This window comes from Pseudomonas asturiensis, from assembly GCF_900143095.1.
GTDB classification, from domain to species: domain Bacteria; phylum Pseudomonadota; class Gammaproteobacteria; order Pseudomonadales; family Pseudomonadaceae; genus Aquipseudomonas; species Aquipseudomonas asturiensis.
In genome coordinates this window covers 332,309-349,677 of record NZ_FRDA01000002.1, presented here as the reverse complement: position 1 = coordinate 349,677, position 17,369 = coordinate 332,309, and the positions used below count along the sequence as shown (strand labels likewise).

The following is a 17,369-nucleotide window of genomic DNA, read 5'->3' as shown; positions in this document are numbered from 1 at the left end:
ATCGGCTCAAGGTGTTATCAGGTTTTATGTCAGAAGAATCAGGGAATGAATCCGAAGCGGCAGTGCAACCCAAGCGCCGCCGTGCCCCCAAGGGTGACATGCGCAGAACGGCCTTGCTGGACGCGGCCACGATCATCTTCGCTCGCAACGGCTATTCGAGCGCCTCGATGCGTGATGTGGCGACGCTGGCAGGGATCACCACCGTGGGTTTGCTGCATCACTTTCCCAACAAACAAGCGCTGCTCTATGCGCTGCTGGAGCGTCGCGATCAACGGGTGGTGTCCAGATTTCAGGACCTGACCACCGAGCCGACGCTTGAAGGTTTTCTGAAGTTCATCAAATTGAGCATGAGTTTCAGCATCGAGGATGCGGCCGAGTGTCAGGCGGCGTTGCTGATGAACACCGAAAGCCTTTCACCCTCGCACCCGGCCTGGTCCTGGCACAACGAGCGATTTCACCTGACCCACCAGCATGCACGTGGTCATTTGAATGCGTTGAAAGCGGCGGGCGAGATTCGAGCGGATATCGACGTGCAAGCTCTGGCCCAGGAGATCTTCTCGGTCATGGACGGCTTGCAGATTCAGTGGCTCAGGTGCCCTGAAGACGTGGACGTGATGGCGGTTTTCGACGTTTACGTGCAACGCCTTGGAAGGGATATAAAGGCTCGTCCGTGAGCCACTAACGACCTACACCCTCAGTATTTCTGTGAAGCCGACACCTGTACTGCCTTGCGCAGCGGCAACGGCAGCGGGTTGCTGTCGCGCGTGGTGAGTGTTTCCGGGAACAGAGTGGTCAGGGTCTGATTGAGCGTCAGATGCTCCGAGTCCGCACCGACCAGAATCTTGTACTTTCCGGCGTCTACGTCCCAGCTTGCGGTCTTGTCCACGTAATAGGCCAGCGAGCGCGAGTCGATCGGGATGCTGACCGTCTTGCTCTGACCCGGTTGCAGGTACACCTTGGTGAAGCCCTTGAGTTCTTTTTCCGGGCGATCGACGGCGGGTTTAACCGGCTGCACGTACAGTTGCGCCACTTCGAAACCGGCCTTGTCACCCGTGTTGGTCAGGGTGAACTTCACGTCGATGGTGGAGCCCGGCGTCAGCACGTTGGTCGACAGCTTGAGGTCGCTGTAGCCGAACGTGGTGTAGGACAGGCCGTAACCGAACGGGTAGAGCGGCCTGGCGTGCTTCTTGTCGTAACCGCGATAGCCCAGGTACAGGCCTTCGCTGTAGGTCATTTCAGTCAGTGCCTTGTCGCCACGGTAAGCGGCCGGATCGGGGTACGACGCGTAGCTCGGGTTGTCCTCGATTTTCTTGTCGATGGTGATAGGCAGCTTGCCTGACGGGTTGACCTTGCCGAACAGAATCTCGGCCAGTGCCTGACCGCCTTGCTGGCCGGGGAACCAAGCTTGCAGTGTGGCGCCGACCTTGCTGGCCCAAGGCTGCATGTTCGCCACGCCGCCGCCGTGCATCACGACGATGGTATTGGGGTTGGCCTTGGCCACGTAGCTCACCAGTTCGGCCTGTTGGTCTGGCAGGTCGAAACCGTGGTCAGAACCTTCGCCTTCGTTTTCATAGGTGCTGCCCGTGGCGACGACCACCGCATCGTAGGTCGACAGATCCTTGGGCGGACGCAGCGAAGCCCAGCTCATCTGTACGCCGGTGACGCCACCGAGTGCCGGGATGAAGTTACCCTGCACGCGTTTGTACTCAAGCTTGACCGTGTACGACTTGCCTGCTGTCAGGGCGGCGGTCTTGCCCGAGGTCGTGAGTGCGTTTACCACATCCGACGAATAAGGCACGCCATCGCTTTGCACCACCAGTTCGTCGTTGACCCAAAGCTTGTACGGGCCGTCTGCACGTACTTTGAAGACCTGCGGGCCAGAGACGGTGGGTTTGATCACCGATGTGAAGCGCGCCGAAAACGCGCCGGCAGCGGGGCTGAAACCTGACACAGCCGTGGTGCCCGCATCGGTGATGTTGGTGCCGGTGGTCCAGTTCAGGTTCACGCCAGGCTCGACGCGAGTCAGTGCAGGGTCGCCCGAGAAACCGGTGTTGGAAAAGTACTCGGCCTTGACCCCTGAATTGCTGATCCCGTTGCTGCCGGTTGCCGGCTGATACCAGGCCGAGCTGGCCGGATTCAGGCTCAGTTCGGGCAGATAGGTCACGTTGGCGCTACTGGATGCCAGTTGCTGCAGACCGCTCAGTTCAGTCACGTAGCTGTTGGGCGGCGAGTTGGCGGTACCGAAAGGCGAGGCGGGTGCGTCGTGTGCCCAGTTGCCGATGACCGCAATTTTTGCCGTACGCGCCAGTGGCAGCAGCGGTTTGCCGGCAGTGGTGTTTTCGTTACGCAGCAGCACGATGGATTCACGCGCGGTGTTCAACGCGGCACGCATGCCGTACTCGGGATGATCGAGCGTCTTGGCGGTGTTGAGGTTTTCCTGGAAGTCGTAGCTGACAATCGCGCGCAGGTTGCGCTTGACCTTATCATCGATGACGTTCTGGGTCAGTTGACCGCTCCACAGGTAAGGCAGCAGGTTGGCTTCGGTAAATTGCAGGCCGGAAGGCATGTCGATATCGGTGCCGGCCCATGCACCTTTGAACGCGTCATGAATGGCGTTGAAGTCGCTGATGACCGTACCTTGATAACCCCACTCTCCCTTGAGCACGTCGGTGATCAAGTGGTGGTTTTCACAGGCGTAGTCGCCATTAACCTTGTTGAAGCCGCACATGATTGACGCGACATTGGCGTTCTTGACCATCGACTCGAAACCCGGCAGGTAAAGCTCGCGCAAGGTGCGTTCGTCAGCGATCACGTTGACAGCCTGACGGTTGGCTTCCTGTTCGTTGGCCAGGTAATGCTTGCCGCTGGCCTGAATGCCTTGCACCTGAATGCCGTTGACGATGGCGGGTGCCAGTACTGCACCGAGGAACGGATCCTCACCGCTCACGTACTCGGCTGACCGGCCGTTGTAGGGCGTGCGATAAAGATTCACGCCTGGCGAAAGCATCTGCTGTCCACCGGATATACGGGTTTCGTAGGCAATCGCCAGGCCGAATTCCTTGGCGCGGTTGATGCTCCAGGTGGCCGCCAGTGCAGACTGCGACGGGTACTGCGCGCCGAAGGTGGCGTTGTTGACGTGCACGCCCATGGACGAGTCGTAGGCAACCGTCCCCTTGATGCCCCACTTGAGCAGGGAAGGGATCATGTGCCCGTCGTTCACACGGGTGAAGTTGATCTTTTCCGACGTGTTCATGTTGTCGAGGATCGAACTGACACGCGCCTCGACTTCATTGCCGGTGGCGGGCGTGACAGCAGCCAGCACCAGATTGGCCTGCATGACGCTGAAGGTCAGCAGGCTAAGGCGCAAAGTCTGTTTGAGGGCTGACAAGGCAGGTGTTTTCCTGAGGCAAGATGTGGAGAGGCCGGACGGGTTCAAGGACGTTGCTCCTGCGCCGGAGCGTCATCAGTGTCGACGGGGGCATCAAGCAAAGCGGCAGCCCCGGATTTTGTTGAAGGGGTGATTGTGTTCGCGCCTGAAAGCTGGTCGCGTGTCGCCTCTACTTGCAGTCGTATATGGGCGTCTGAGGTTGCAGTGTTGGCGGTTGGTATTGAATCGGCCGCGAGCGCAGACAAACTTTGCGCGCACAGAAGCGCAGCGCCTAAAACGGGCAGCATGGATCGAATCATCAATGGCATCTCGATGGAGGGTGGCAGGGAAATATTTTTGAGTGGTCGCAGCGCTCTCGCTGCCGACAGGACAGTCAGTCACGAAAGAACGGCAGAAGTTCAGCTTTTTATAAAATATTCCGGAAGCGCAATTTATTAAATGATGCCATTTGGCTATAGGGTGATCTGCGTGGGTTTTTTCAACCGTCAGGGGGCGAAGGGAAAGCGTAATTGACGTGTATTTTAGTATTTTTTGTCGTTTTATATCAGAAAAAATTAATAAAATTGTGCATATCTTAAATAAATAGCTATGATTCGCCTTTATGCTAAACCTAACTGTGATTAGGTTTAGAGGCCTGATAACCTATGCAGCCTGAATGAAAACCCTGAAAAGTTGTTGCCAGGTAAAAGACTCTTGATGTTAATGCGTAATGATCACTCAACAGTTTCAATACGTGCGTCAATAACGCTGAAGTATGTTTTTAAATAAAAATTTACGTCGGATATGTCATGTTTTTATCTGCAGCTCACGCGTGGGAAAGTTGCCTTTTGGAAAGTTGCCTTTTGGAAAGGTGGTGTTTTTGTAACTGACGAGTTTTTGCGTTTGAAAAATCATGTGCCGAACGATACAACGCCCGTTCGGCCTGTTTTCAATTCTTCTCGTGGCCTTCAGCGAGATGAAGCACACTGAGTTCCCGCATTCTGAATTTCTGCACCTTGCCGGTGACGGTCATGGGAAAGCTGTCGACGAACAGCACATGCCTGGGCACTTTGAAATGGGCAACCCGTGGGCGAAAGAACTCACGCAGTGCCTGCTCGTCCGTTGGGCGTCCCGGATGCAGCCTGATCCAGGCCACCAGTTCTTCGCCGTAGCGCTCGCACGGGATGCCGACGACGTAGGCTTCAGCCACATCGGCATGTTGCAGCAGCAGTTCTTCGATTTCACGCGGGTAAATGTTCTCGCCGCCCCGAATGATCATGTCCTTGCTACGCCCCACAATCATCACGTAACCGTCAGCGTCCATCTGCACCAGGTCGCCCGTGTGCATCCAGCCCTCGGCATCAAGGTCTCGGGCCGTGGCCTCGTCGTCCTGCCAGTAACCCAGCATGACGCTGTAACCACGCGTGCACAGCTCGCCCACCTGACCGCGTTCCAGCGTATTGCCGGCGGCATCAATGACCTTGTGTTCCAGATGTGGCTGAGTGCGCCCGACGCTGCTCACCCGCAACTCCAGCGGGTCGTCGTTGGCTGTCTGCAGGGACACGGGGCTGGTTTCAGTCATGCCGTAAGCGATCTGCACCCCGCTCATGTGCATCTGGTCGATCACTTGGCGCATGGTTTCGATGGGGCAGATGCTGCCTGCCATGATCCCGCCCTTGAGGCTGGAAAGGTCCAACGACTGGCGTTCGGGCAGATCCAGTTCCTTAATGAACATGGTCGGCACGCCGTACAGGAATGTCGCCCGCTCCCTGGCTACCGCTTCCAGTGTCGCGACAGGCTCGAACGCAGGGGCCGGGTAAATCATCGTCGCGCCATGAGTGAGGCAGGCGAGGTTGCCCATCACCATGCCAAAACAGTGGTAAAGCGGCACCGGGATGACCAGCCGGTCTGTCGAGCCAAGGCCAAGGTTGTACCCGACCATGTAGCCATTATTGAGAATATTGCGATGGCTCAGCGTGGCGCCTTTTGGAAAGCCGGTGGTGCCCGAGGTGTACTGGATATTGATCGGGTCCTGCGCGCTGAGGCTGGCGGCGCGCCTTTGGAGGGCGTCAGGGCTCGTCGAGTCTGCAAGCGAAGGTAGCGTGTGCCAGGCCAGCATGCCGGACGGCGGGTTGTCGGCCAGGCTGATGACACCGCGCAAGTCCGGGAGATCTTCGCTTGTCCAGCGTCCAGGCTGGCGGTTCAACAGCTGTGGGACGACTGCCACGAGCATGGCGTGGTAATCCGAGTCCTTGAAGCAGTCTGCGGTCACTAGCCACGAGCAGCCGGAACGTTGCAACGCGTAGGTCAACTCAGAGGTACGATAGGCCGGATTGATATTGACCAGTACTGCGCCGATCTTCGCGCTGGCCAGTTGCGTGATGCACCATTGCGCGCAATTGGGTGCCCAGATGCCGACCCGCTGACCTCTTTCGACCCCAAGCGTGAGGAGGGCGCGAGCCGCCGTATCGACCTCGCGCCCGAGGTCGCGCCAGCTGTAGCGCACCTGTTGGAAGGGCACGATCAGCGCGTCTTGCTCTGACCAGCGCGTGACAGCCTCCGACAGCGCGGTACCGATGGTGTGTTCAAGCAGGGGTGGGTGTTGCACTCCAGCGCAATAGCTCAGCATGTCGCATCCTCGGTCTTTTTATTGTTGAGATGTGATGACTGCGTATCTTGATTGCCGCTTACGTTAACGTCATGGCTGTGATGATGTCCAGTGCAGTGACTGGAACAGACGCGGTATGAATTGAGCGTCGCCGCCGCGTGAAGCAGCAAACGCTGTGGGAGGGTATGGCAATCACCATCATGGGTGGGCTGGCGCTGGGTACGCTGGTGACCCTGGGGCTGATTCCCACCCTTTACTGGCTGTTGTTCGACAAGCTCAAGCCCGGTGAGGAAAAGCACTGAGTGTCAGGACGGCGGTATCGTCCCCAATAGCCCGACTGCAATAGTGAATGCCAGAAATGCCAGTAAACCCAATGCCATCTTGCCCATGAGAACCTCTTCGTTGATCGGTGTGGATCGCAGGGCAATTATCGGTGGCTGGTAGAAAATGGTACAGATTCAGAAAGCGAATAAAAAAAGAGATCAGTTTGTCGATGGCGGCTTCAGAACGTAGCGAGAATCCGGCCCAGTGTCGCCATCGCCTGCTCGCAACGGTCATCCCATGGACTGCCGTGATTCAGGCGCGCGCAGTTACGAAAACGCTGTGAAGGTGAAAAGATCGGCCCTGGTGCCAGGCTGATGCCTTGCGCCAGTGCTTTCTGAAACAACTGGAGCGAATCGACCTGTTCAGGAAATTCGAACCACAAAAAATAGCCGCCGACCGGTTTCGTCACGCGAGTGCCTGCCGGAAAGTAGCGGGCGGCCGCCGCAAGCATGGCGCCCTGCTGAATTTCCAGCGTGTCGCGTAGCTTTCTCAAGTGCCGGTCATAGCCACCATGATCGAGGTAGTCGGCAATCGCAGCCTGCGCGGGGACTGAAGGCGACAGGGTGGTCATGAGTTTGAGGCGATTGATCTGTTCGGTGTAACGCCCGCCCGCAACCCAGCCGACCCGATAGCCGGGCGCGAGGGTTTTGGAGAACGATCCGCAATGCATGACCCGTCCACTGCGGTCCAGGCTCTTGATCGGGTGAGGGGCTGTGGTTCCGTAATACAGCTCTGCATAAACATCGTCTTCGATCAGCGCGATGTCATACGTGTCCAGCAGCTCGTACAGACGGGCCTGTTTTTCCGCAGGAAGGCTGGCGCCCAACGGGTTCTGAAAACTGCTCATGAACCAGCAGGCCTTGATCGGCAAACGGCTCATGCTGTCTTCCAGGGAGTCCAGATCCACGCCGTCACGCGGGTGCACCGGTATTTCCACGGCCTTGAGCTTCAGCCGCTCCAGAACCTGCAGGCACGCATAGAACGCCGGGGCCTCAATGGCAACCAGATCACCCGGTTCGGTGACGCATTGCAGGCTGAGATTCAAGGCTTCCATGGCACCGTTGGTGATCACCAGTTCGTCGGCAGACAGTCCCGTGCCACCGATCATGTAGCGCAAGGCAATCTGCCGACGCAGGTCGGCATTGCCGGTGGTCATGTCATTGATGATCGCCGCGGGCGTCATTGCCCGGACTGCCGCGCCCATCGATTTTGCCAGGCGTGGCAGCGGGTAGAGGTGCGGGCTGGGAAAGGCGGAACCGAAGGGAACGGTGTCAGGGTCCTTGAGTGACGCCAGCACCGAGAAGATCAACTCGCTGACGCCGACCTCGGTGCCTTCGCTGACGTGCCTGACCAGTTCGGGTTCGGTCATGGTCTGCGGACCGTATTCGCGAACGTAATAACCTGAACGGGCACGGGCCTGAATCAGGCCTTTGTCTTCAAGCAGGTAGTAGGCTTTGAAAACCGTGGTCGGGCTCACGGAATAGCGGCGGCTCGCGACCCTGACCGAGGGGACTTTTTCGCCGGGTGGCAGAATCCCGCTACGGATCATTTCGGCAATGTCGGCGGCAAATTTTTCGTAGCGTTTCATAGAGTGCGTCGAGAGGGAGGCAACGGCATGATGCGCGAAGCCGCCTATTGCGACAATGCCCCAAGGTGGCCGACGGAGCGGCCGAACGGTTCTGCAGCACGCCTTTTGGCGAGCAGGGCCTAAAGCCTCACGTCCATTCTCACCACGCCTGGGCCTTGCTGGCGTTCGATGAATGCCGCCACCCGGTCGCCAATCCGTTGCACCGTCAAACCAATCTGGAACTCACCAAACCTCAGGCGTCGCACTTCGAGCCGGTCTATGCCGATCGGCAGGCGAGGGTGGGTGACGACGACGCGTTTTTCGGCGGCATCAATGGTGATGCCCAGGCAGGCTTGCAGCAGCATGAACACCGAGCCTGCTGCCCATGCCTGAGGCAGGCACGCGACGGGGTAGGCGATGGGAGGTTCGCCTGCGCCGCGCTTGAAGCCGCAGTAAAGTTCCGGCAGACGCATGCCAAAGCAGGTGGCAGCCTCGAACACGCTGCTCAGAATGTGAATGGCACCTGCCTGTTCGCCGTAACGGGCAATGCCGGCCACGCACAGGGCAACGTCGTGCGGCCACACGGAACCGTTGTGATACGACATGGGATTGAAGCGAATGGCGCCGCTTTCCAGGGTGCGCAGGCCCCAGCCACTGTCGAAATGGCCAGCCAGCAACTGGCGCGCGACGGCTCGACCGCGTTCGGGGGCGGGCAGGCCAGTGAACAGCAGATGGCCGGCGTTGGAGGCCTTCACATTGCAGCGTTCGCCCTGGCCGTCCAGTGCCAGGGCGTAGAACTGTAGGTCCTCCATCCAGAAGCACCGCTCGACTGCATCGCGCAACTGCTCGGCGCAGGTCTGCCAGTGTGCAGCGGCTTTCTCGTCGCCGCGAATTCTGGCCAGTTCGCTCATGGCCAGGTAGGCGCGCCAGGCATAGCCCTGGACTTCGACCAACGCGATGGGACCTTCGGGTGAGCGGCCGTCGCTGTGGAAGATCGAGTCGTGGCTGTCTTTCCAGCCCTGATTGGCCAGCCCCGTGGATTCGCCGCGGTGATAGCTGATGAAGCCTTCTGCGTTGCCGGACGCGTTGCGTTCCAGCCAGTGCGTTGCCCGTTCCAGCGATGCCCAGAGCGTGTCGATGAACGCCCGGTCTTCGGTTCTTTTCATGTAAGCACCCGCGAGCATCACGAACAGCGGCGTGGTGTCGACGCCGCCGTAGTAGCGGGCGAACGGCAACTCCTTGAGCCTGGACATTTCACCCTGACGGGTTTCGTGCATGATCTTGCCCGGTTCCGCATCGCTGAATGTCGAGGCCTCCATGGCCTGATGTTCGGCCAGATAAGCGAGCACGCCGCGCGCCAGTGCCGGGTCCAGCCACAGTGACTGGTAGGCGGTGATGATGGCGTCGCGGCCGAACGGTGTTGAGTACCAGGGCACACCTGCGTAGGGGTAGGGTCCGGTCGGCAGGTCGGCGGTCAACAACGCGAGGTCAGCGCGGGACTTGTCCAGCCAGGCCTGGAACAGTCGGCCCGAAACCTTCAGGCGGGCGCCACGGCATTGTTTTTTGCGCATCGCCCGGCAGGCCTGTGCGGCTGCCAGACGATAGCGTTCGCGGCTGGGGCTGGCGACGCTGCTGCCGACTTCGATGTACAACGTTCTGGACTGGCGGGCAGGTATGTCGACCTGGAAAAGGGCGCTGTGCCCGTCGATATGCGCAGGTGTTTCGGAAAAGCTGATGGCCGTGGTACGCAGTTGATCATCCAGCCCACGGTAGCGCAGCACGACATCGCACTCAGAAACCTCGGGACGGTTGATCGTACCGCGCAGCGGGCGGCACTGGCCGCGCACCTCGAACATGTCGAAGAAGTCGGCGTAGAACTGCAGATCAATCGGCAGCAGGCAGTGCTGATCGCCGTAGTTGGTCAGCACGATTCTCTCGAACATCCGCTCGTCCCATAGAAAGCGTTTGCGCTCGATGTGCAACACGCCCTGGGTTGTGTTTTCGGCGCCCAGCGCCGGCAAGGGAGGGTGGGTCAGGTGGGAAATGAAATAGACGTTGTTCTGGCTGACGGCGGCGGACAGAAGCGTCGGGCGCTGACCCGCGAGCGTCAGTCGATAGACGGACAGCAGTCGCGTGTCGTGGTGAAACAAGCCGACATCGCTGCCTTCTATGTCGGCGAATGCATTAGCCACCAGAAACATGTTGTGGTTGACCAGAACGAACAGCGTCTGGCTGCAAGGCGGGTCTTGGAGCGTTAGTGGTGGGGCAGATTCATGGCTGGACGGTAACTTCTTCATCGCGTTTACACCTACGATCCAGTGATGTCATGGCCTCTCAAAAGGTGTCGGTACAGACCGACGTAACGTTGCGCCATGACGGTTGCCGAGAATTTTTTCTTGAATACGTCACGAATGGTTTGCCGATCAAGCTCAAGCACCTGGCGGACGGCCTTGACGGCCTCTTCCTCGCTGCTGACCATCAGGCCTGTGACGCCGTGGTCAAGCACTTCAGGCACCGATCCGCAGCGCCAGCCAATGACCGGCGTACCGCAGGCCATGGCCTCGATCATCACCAGACCGAATGGCTCGGGCCAGTCAATGGGGAACAACAGGGCTCTGGCGTGGCCCATCAGCTCGGACTTGGCGCGGTCGTCGATCTCGCCCAGAAACTCGACCCCGGGGACGCCTAGTTGCGGCCGGACGACAGCGTCGAAATAGTTACGATCAGCCCAATCCACTTTGGCTGCGATCTTTAATGGCAGCCCGGCCGCGCGGGCGATGGCTATTGCTCGGTCCGGACGTTTTTCCGGCGAGATACGCCCCAGAAATACCAGGTAGTCACCGTGCCCGGACTTGAAGTCCGTCTCCACATCCGGCAAACCATGGGGAATGTTGGCGATCCAGTGTGCTTGTGAAAGTGGGCCGCGCTGGTGTTGTGAGATAGAGACCAGGGGGTAGTCGGGCCAGCGCGCATAGGTTTCTGGCAGGTCGCCGATGTCCAGCCTGCCATGCACGGTGGTCAGCGTCCTGTGGGCGATTGCCTCGAAAAACGGGAAGTGCAGCAGGTCGGTGTGAAAGTGCAGAATGTCGAATTCGCTGGCCCGGTTGCGCAGCTCATGAAGCATGCTCATGTGGCTCGCCAGGTCTGACTTCAATGCCGATTCATCCAGTCTCAGCGCCTGATGGCGGCATTCGACCAGGGTTGCTGAGGTGCTTGATCCACCGGCGGCAAACAGCGTGACTTCGTGGCCCTGCTCGACAAGTGCCTGCGTCAAGTGGGCCACGACTCGTTCTGTTCCACCGTACAAAGAGGGCGGTACGGACTCGTATAAGGGAGCGATCTGCGCAACTTTCATAGGCTGTTCTAATTTAGGGACGGGTGAGCGACGAGGTGATCGAGAGTACTGTCGGTTTCTCGTAGCCCCAGGGAGGTCCTGCGTCCCTTGAAAAAAGCATAGTGACCGAACGCCTGGCTGGACGTGCGTTTCGGCGGCTATTCCCCGTGGTGCGACGAGCGGCCCTTATCGTGGAGTGCCTCCAGGTTTTTCCAGGGCACTGACGAGAGCTGTGCCGATCGCCATGCGGGCCGACGCTGAAACGCACCTGGCCGGACATGACTCAGCCACGCAGGTCCTGTTTTAACGAGAAACATGCTGACAGGCGGTGTCAGGCCGCTTCGCGAGGTGAGCTGCGATGAGTTGAGTGCCGAGTGATCAAGCCAGCGTTGTTACTCGGAGCGGGGCAGGCCAGTGTCGATGCGCCCCAGTATTCTCAGGTAGAGCTTCATGCAGGTTCCGTCGCCCGGTGAGGTCTCGACCCGTACGCCGCCGCCGGCATTCACGGCAAACTCCTGCACCTGTGCCAGTCCCAGTCCTGTTCCCAGACCCGTTTTCTTGGTGGTGAAAAAAGGTTCGAAAATGCGCTTTGCCAGTTCGTCAGGCATGCCGGGGCCATTATCGGTCACGCTGATCACCAGGTAATCGCCTTCCGGTAATCGCAGGTCGTCCTCGATGGATTCCATCTGTGTCGTGATACAGGCTTTGCCAGGCCCGGACATTGCGTCCCGGGCGTTGGCGAGCAGGTTCAGAATAGCCGCGTGCAACTGCGCTTCAACGCACAGCACGCCCCAGCCCCTGGCCGCGAGGTCGAACGACAGCTCCATTTCGTTGCCGACCGAGCGCAGCAGCAGATCCCGGGCAGCCTCAAGGCGTTCGCTTACGTCGATGCAGATCAGTTCCGGTCCGTCCTGGCGTACGCTTGACAGCAGGCGGCTGACCAGTTGTCGCCCATGCTCGACCGCCTGTAGACCGGTGTCACTGAGGTTTTCGACATCTGCCGGTCGCCGCGCACGCATTCGAATCAGTTGCAGGCTGGCGCTCAGTGCCTGAAGAAGATTATTGAAGTCATGGGAAATGCTTGCCGTCAGCATGCCCAGCGACGAAACACGCTGCGAATGGCGCAGGTTGCGTTCGGTTGCCCGGTTATGACCCTGAGCGTGCTCAAGTTCCTGCGTCAGCGCGGCAGCGCGCTGCTCGTGCTGTTCATTGAGCATGCGCAGTTGCATCAGGCTGGCGGTCTGTCGTGCCAGCGCCTGGAGGGCCAGGCGCTGCGGTTCGCTGAGGCTGCGCGGTCGCGTGTCGATCACGCAGACGGTGCCCATCGGCAGCCCGGCGTCGCTGATGATCGGGGCACCCGCGTAGAACCGAATGTAGGGCGGCCCGAGCACCAGTGCGCTGTGCTCGAAGCGTGGGTCCAGTGTGGCATCCTCTACCACCAGCACATCGCTGGGCGCGAGAATCGCGTGTGCGCAGAACGCCAGATCACGGTGAGTTTCGCGCACGTCCAGGCCGATGCAGGCCTTGAACCATTGGCGCTCGCGATCAACCAGAGAGACCAGCGCAATGGGGGTGTCGCACAAGGTTGTCGCCAGCAGCACGACATCGTCGAAGCCCGCTTCAGGCGCGCTGTCCAGTATGCCGAGATGCTCCAGAGACCGAATACGATCAGCCTCGTTGGCGGGAAAAGCAGCAGGGCGGTGAGTCATGAGAGGCATCGCGGCGAGGGCAAAGTGTCTCGGTATGATGCCTGTAGATCCGAGACGACAGCAAGAGACTTCCGAACGGCGGGCCTCGGGGCTTGCAGCGTGCGGTAAGGTCTGGTTATCTCCGTGGCCAACCCGCCTGGAGGCTTCAACATGTCATCCAATGCCGCAAACCGTCCGCCACTGCCACCATTCACCCGTGAATCGGCCATCGAAAAGGTCCGTCTGGCCGAAGATGGCTGGAACAGCCGAAATCCCGAGAAAGTAGCGCTGGCCTATACGCCGGACACGCATTGGCGCAACCGGGCCGAGTTCATCGTCAATCGAGAACAGGCACAGCAGTTTCTGGAGCGCAAATGGAAGAAGGAGCTGGACTATCGCCTGATCAAGGAGCTCTGGGCGTTCGACGGTAACCGCATCGCTGTTCGTTATGCCTACGAGTGGCACGACGATTCTGGTAACTGGTTTCGCTCTTACGGCAATGAAAACTGGGAGTTCAACGACGACGGGCTGATGGCCAACCGTTTTGCCTGCATCAATGACCTCCCGATATCCGAGTCGGAGCGAAAATTCCATTGGCCGCTCGGGCGTCGTCCGGACGATCATCCGGGGTTGTCGGAGCTTGGGCTTTAAGCGCGATCAGCACTATTTGACCCGTCGTTTTTCCTTGGACGGCCGGTAACCGAAGAAAGCGCTGTAGCACTTGCTGAAATGGCTCGGGGACACGAAACCGCAGGCGACCAGCACCTCCAGTTGTGACATCTCGGTGTGTTGCAGCAGTCTGCGGGCTTCGGTGATCCGCAGTTCAAGGTAGTAGCGTTGTGGGGTCGTGCCCAACTGTTCCCGGAACAGCCGCTCGACCTGGCGGCGCGACCTGCCCGAATACACCGCCAGTTGCTCAAGCTCCAGCGGTTCTTCGAGGTTGGCGTCCATCAGCTTGACGACTTCCCGCAGCGGCGCACTCACCGAGAGATTCACGCTGGGTTTGACTCTCCGATAGCGGGACTCTTCAAAGCACAGAATATCTTCGATGCCTTCCACCAGCGCCTTGTCGTGCAGTTGCTTGATCCATTCCAGCACCAGATGAAAGGCGCCGGTCGGGCTTGAGGCAGTGAGTCGGTCCCGGTCGATTACCCAGGCTTCACTGGTCACGTGCGTGACCTTGGCTATCTCGGCCAGCGCCGCACGGTGCTCCGGGTGGATTGCGCAGCGATACCCCTCAAGCAGGCCTGCCGCGCCCAGAAACCAGGCTCCATTCCAGAGACCGGCCAGCGTCACGCCTTGATCCGACGCCATTTGCAGAAGCTGTATCAGGCCGGGCTCTGCCTTTAGCGCCGTGCGGTAGCCGCCACACACCACCAGCAGGTCGATGTTTTGGACGATGGCGACATCCAGGCATTGGTCCGGACGAATCACCAGCCCCAGATCGCTGATAACTTCGCCCGCCTGCACCCCGAGTGTGATCGAGGAAAAGAGTATCGGGCGCAGCAGGTTGGCAGTGACGATCGTATCCAGTGCCTGGGTGAAGGCAGGCAGCGAAAAGTGTTCGAGCAGCAGGAAGGCCACCCGGGTAAGCCGCTTTTCTTCAGCGTTCGCCTCACCCAGGTAACGCAGGTTCTTGCCGCGCATGGCGCTGCTGAATTGTCGTCGTGCAATCACCGCTCGGCTCACCTTGGGCTGCTGAAATCATCGGTTATGCATTGCGGTGGCGTGCTGTCAGCCTTCTCGAACCGCTCGCAGTGCCTGCCAGCTTATGACTGAACGCACGCCAAGTCTTGTCAATATCTTCGGCGGCAGTTCAGTCGGGCCTGGAGAGCCACTGACGTCATCGGAAATGCCCGACATCCTCTGCGTGTCATCACAGCTCTTTTTTCAGATGCTTTTCGATCTGCTCAAGCGACTTGCCCTTTGTCTCCGGCAGGCACAGAAACACAAAGATCAACGAGCCGATGTTGATGGCTGCAAAGACAAAAAACGTCGGATTGCCGATGACATCCACCGCGATGGGGAACGCAAACGCCACTGACGCATTGAACAGCCACTGCATGGACACGGCCACGCCGGTCAGCAAACCCCTGACCTGCATCGGGAACAGTTCCGACATGAGCAGCCAGTAGACCGGCGAGATGCACATCTGCATGAACAGCAGGAACACGAGGATGCAGGCAAGGGCAGCATAACTCTGAGTGAGGTTCTGGGGCATGAATTGCAGTACGCAGCCCAAGGCGGCCTGCATCAGGATCACCATGACCAGGCCGGTCATCAGCAAATGCCGACGGCCGTACCGACCAATCGCCCAGATGCCCAGCAGTGTGGCGATAACCGATACCACACCGTTACCGATGGTTGCGGTCAGCGCGGCATTGGTGCCCATCCCCGTGTTTTTGAGGATAATTGGCGTGTAGTACATGAACGCGTTGACGCCGGTGAACTGCGCCGTGAAGCCCAGCCCGATACCGATCAGCAGCAGTTTGATGACCCAGCTTTGACGCAGCAGGTCTTTGATGGCCGGTCGATTGCGCGCCTGTTTGTCCTGCGCCTTCATCTCATCGACTTCGCGCTGCGCATCTTCCTGGGTATCACGCAGTTGTTCCAGCACGTCCTGGGCTTCGTCAAAACGGCCTTTGGCCGCGAGCCAGCGTGGGGAGGGCGGTACGAAGAAGGTGCCGACCAGCAGCAACACACCCGGAATCATCGCGATGGCCAGCATGTAGCGCCAGATGCCCGGCGTGTGCAGCAAGGCCGCCAGCACGGCACTCAGCACATAGGCCAGCAACTGGCCGCTGACGATCATCAGTTCGTTACGACTGACCAGTCGCGCACGACGCGACGGTCCGGCGATTTCGGCGATGAACACCGGAACCGTTGCCGAGCCGCCACCCACGGCGATGCCCAGCAGGAAGCGTGCTGCAATCATGAACGGAATGGACGGCGCCGTTGCCGTGCCCAGCGCGCCGACGATGAACAACACCGACAGCAAACGCAGTGTGAGACGTCTTCCGAAACGGTCCGAGATGTATCCACTGGCCAGCGACCCGAAAGCTGCGCCGACGATCAGTGAGGCGGTGACCAGACCTTCAGTAAACGCATTGAGGCCCAGCCCGCCCTGGTCCATGGGCAGGGTCATGAACGGTAGCGCCCCGGCAATGATGCCGGTGTCATAACCGAACGCGAGTGCGCCCATGGTTGCGACCAGTACGGAAATGAAGATCAGCCGACCGGGAGAAGCCTGCTTTCGACCCGGCTGGCCTGCCGCTGTCGAGGTGATGCTTGAAGACATGGGTATTACGTCCTTCACGTGGGACCAGCGTCATGCCAGTACCGATGTGAGGCTTAGGGCGATGTGTGCTGCATGAGTTCCATCAGAGAGAAAAATCGATTCAGCTTGTTAAGATTTCAGGGGGTGGCACCTCGCTCAATGCGCTGGTTTGACGCGCTGCTTGACTGGCTCCGGCAGCAGTTGGTTGAGTACTCTCACCGACTTCCTTGCGAAAGACGGTCTGACGTTGAATGGCTGAGAGCCTCAGCCCAGGCGGCCTTGCTCACGCAGCAGCGCGCCGATGCGTTGGATCTCTTTTTCACCTTGATCGAGCGCCGCCTTGCTGGTGTGCACCGAGTAGTAGCCCATCACAAGGTCGTGCGGATGCTTGATCGCCGAGCCCAGCACGAAAGAGGTATCGCCTTGCGCTACCAGATCGATTGCCCGGTCCGATTCTTCGAATATCGCCAGTTCGCCGGCCTGGATCGGGCCGTTTGCATCGAGGTGTCCGGTATTGAACGCCAGCCAGCCTGCGGTGTGACCCGCAGGTGGCGTGTAGCGCCAATGCTCGCCGTCTTTCAGGTTGACCGCGAGGTAGTTCATGCCGTCGGGGGCTGGAATACGGCTCTTTGCAGTGCCGTATTCTCCCAGCAGCACCCGTGCCGGGCCTTGCTCAGGGATTTTTGACGAGTCCAGGTAGACGCTGACGGCCGGGCCGTTCTCTTGAGCGGCAGGGAGCGCAACCCAGAGCTGAAAGCCCTTTATCGCCAGGCTGTTCACGGGCTTTGCGTTGTGCCAAACGCCGTTGCCTGCATTCATCCATTCCACGCCGCCTTCGGGCAGGACGCCTGACTTTCCGGTGGTGTCTTCATAAGCCACTTCGCCCTCAATCATATAGGTGAAGGTGGCAATGCCTGAGTGCGGATGCATGCCAAAGCCTTTCTGTCCCGGTTCAGGCTTGAAACCAAAGTGGTCGAGAAAGACGAAAGGCTTGAGGTGCTGCCCCAGATCGCCAGGGCTCATCAGTCGGGTGATCGGTCCCTGCCGGGTACCTCGTGTACGGTGAATCATGGCGCGCGGTTGCTTGTTGACTGAGAAGGCTGCGGCGTGACGTGCTGGCATGGAGATGTCCTCAAGGGTGGCTGTATCGCCTTGAGTCACAGCATATGCGGCTGGCGATTGGTTGATTAGTTGGTACAGTTGG

General features: G+C 59.3%; 13 protein-coding genes. 3 read left to right on the top strand and 10 right to left on the bottom strand.

Translation table 11 applies throughout. From position 1 onward, the window contains the following. The first annotated feature begins 26 nt into the window (after positions 1-26). Positions 27-674, top strand: a complete 648-nt coding sequence (locus BUB69_RS04690; protein WP_073162851.1) for a TetR/AcrR family transcriptional regulator — start codon at positions 27-29, stop codon at positions 672-674. 20 nt (positions 675-694) lie between these two features. Here the strand turns inward: BUB69_RS04690 and BUB69_RS04685 are convergent, their stop codons facing one another. The 3 genes from BUB69_RS04685 to BUB69_RS04675 form a co-directional block, all read right to left on the bottom strand. Further along, positions 695-3,388: a glycoside hydrolase family 3 protein gene (locus tag BUB69_RS04685; protein ID WP_073162848.1), complete on the bottom strand. Its 2,694-nt coding sequence runs from the start codon at positions 3,386-3,388 to the stop codon at positions 695-697. A 44-nt stretch (positions 3,389-3,432) separates the two neighbouring features. After that, complete coding sequence (locus BUB69_RS29085) at positions 3,433-3,675, bottom strand: hypothetical protein (protein ID WP_084537046.1); 243 nt, start codon at positions 3,673-3,675, stop codon at positions 3,433-3,435. Between the two features lie 641 nt (positions 3,676-4,316). Further along, on the bottom strand, positions 4,317-5,996 hold the full coding sequence (locus BUB69_RS04675; protein WP_073162843.1) for an AMP-binding protein: 1,680 nt from the start codon (positions 5,994-5,996) through the stop codon (positions 4,317-4,319). 164 nt (positions 5,997-6,160) lie between these two features. Here BUB69_RS04675 and BUB69_RS29290 point away from each other — a divergent pair, with 164 nt between their 5' ends. After that, a complete protein-coding gene (locus tag BUB69_RS29290; protein WP_175561650.1) occupies positions 6,161-6,277 on the top strand; it encodes an efflux RND transporter permease subunit in 117 nt (38 codons plus the stop codon). Between the two features lie 200 nt (positions 6,278-6,477). On the opposite strand, the gene mapR is transcribed toward BUB69_RS29290, so the two are convergent. From mapR to BUB69_RS04655, 4 genes are all read right to left on the bottom strand, one after another. Next, entirely contained in the window at positions 6,478-7,887 is a 1,410-nt protein-coding gene (mapR, locus tag BUB69_RS04670) for a GntR family transcriptional regulator MpaR (protein WP_073162841.1), read from the bottom strand. Between the two features lie 119 nt (positions 7,888-8,006). Beyond that, positions 8,007-10,163 (bottom strand): amylo-alpha-1,6-glucosidase, encoded by a 2,157-nt coding sequence (locus tag BUB69_RS04665; protein WP_073162838.1) that lies wholly within the window; start codon positions 10,161-10,163, stop codon positions 8,007-8,009. 11 nt (positions 10,164-10,174) lie between these two features. Continuing rightward, positions 10,175-11,221, bottom strand: a complete 1,047-nt coding sequence (locus tag BUB69_RS04660) for a glycosyltransferase family 4 protein (protein ID WP_073162836.1) — start codon at positions 11,219-11,221, stop codon at positions 10,175-10,177. Between the two features lie 371 nt (positions 11,222-11,592). Next, positions 11,593-12,909, bottom strand: coding sequence for a sensor histidine kinase (locus BUB69_RS04655; RefSeq protein ID WP_073163239.1), 1,317 nt, complete (start codon positions 12,907-12,909; stop codon positions 11,593-11,595). 150 nt (positions 12,910-13,059) lie between these two features. On the opposite strand from BUB69_RS04655, the gene BUB69_RS04650 reads away from it, so the two are divergent. After that, positions 13,060-13,539 carry a nuclear transport factor 2 family protein gene (locus BUB69_RS04650; protein WP_073162833.1) on the top strand — a complete coding sequence of 160 codons (480 nt, stop codon included), beginning with the start codon at positions 13,060-13,062 and terminating at the stop codon, positions 13,537-13,539. Positions 13,540-13,551: 12 nt separating this feature from the next. On the opposite strand, the gene BUB69_RS04645 is transcribed toward BUB69_RS04650, so the two are convergent. From BUB69_RS04645 to BUB69_RS04635, 3 genes are all read right to left on the bottom strand, one after another. Further along, entirely contained in the window at positions 13,552-14,535 is a 984-nt protein-coding gene (locus BUB69_RS04645) for a GlxA family transcriptional regulator (RefSeq protein ID WP_073163237.1), read from the bottom strand. A gap of 229 nt (positions 14,536-14,764) precedes the next feature. Continuing rightward, positions 14,765-16,186, bottom strand: a complete 1,422-nt coding sequence (locus BUB69_RS04640) for a sugar porter family MFS transporter (protein WP_073162831.1) — start codon at positions 16,184-16,186, stop codon at positions 14,765-14,767. A gap of 243 nt (positions 16,187-16,429) precedes the next feature. Then, positions 16,430-17,287, bottom strand: a complete 858-nt coding sequence (locus BUB69_RS04635; RefSeq protein ID WP_073162828.1) for a pirin family protein — start codon at positions 17,285-17,287, stop codon at positions 16,430-16,432. Positions 17,288-17,369: the final 82 nt, after the last annotated feature.